Here is a 503-nt window from a genome sequence, read left to right as displayed (position 1 = left end):
AAGCGCGCTACGCTTCGTTTTTGTTACCCCTTACGTCAAAGAACGGATAATGCTATTTTCTTGAGCATCACTGTGAAAGATCAGCCTATTGCCGATGTTTCGGTATCTGTATTCTACTAATACAATACTATAGTGGAGAATAACGGATTCGAACCGTTGACCCCCTGCGTGCAAGGCAGGTGCTCTAGCCAGCTGAGCTAATCCCCCGAGTTCCGCTTCCAGCAGCAATCCCGCCAGTTANAGCAATCCCGCCAGTTACAGTGGGCCTGCGTGGACTCGAACCACGGACCTCTACATTATCAGTGTAGCGCTCTAACCACCTGAGCTACAAGCCCGGGTTTCAACGATACCCGAAGGCAAGCGTAGAATCCGTATTCAACAATTATTTGAATGAGGAAACAAACAAAGAGTAAGTACCGAGCCATACTTTATATTATTCATAACATCGTGAGCAAGGCTGCTCCAGAAAGGAGGTGATCCAGCCGCACCTTCCGGTACGGCTA

At 48.4% G+C, this 503-nt stretch carries 2 tRNA genes; both read right to left on the bottom strand.

The annotated features are described in order from the left end of the window. Nucleotides 1–133: 133 nt before the first annotated feature. Nucleotides 134–207, bottom strand: a tRNA-Ala gene (locus WX88_RS26880). Nucleotides 208–261: 54 nt separating this feature from the next. Next, nucleotides 262–335: transfer RNA gene (locus WX88_RS26875), tRNA-Ile, on the bottom strand. Nucleotides 336–503 lie beyond the last annotated feature (168 nt).

It is taken from the genome of Hymenobacter terrenus, assembly GCF_000972495.1.
In the GTDB taxonomy this organism is placed as follows: domain Bacteria; phylum Bacteroidota; class Bacteroidia; order Cytophagales; family Hymenobacteraceae; genus Hymenobacter; species Hymenobacter terrenus.
Note: the sequence above shows the minus strand (reverse complement) of the source record. Positions and strands in the feature narration are given on the sequence as shown.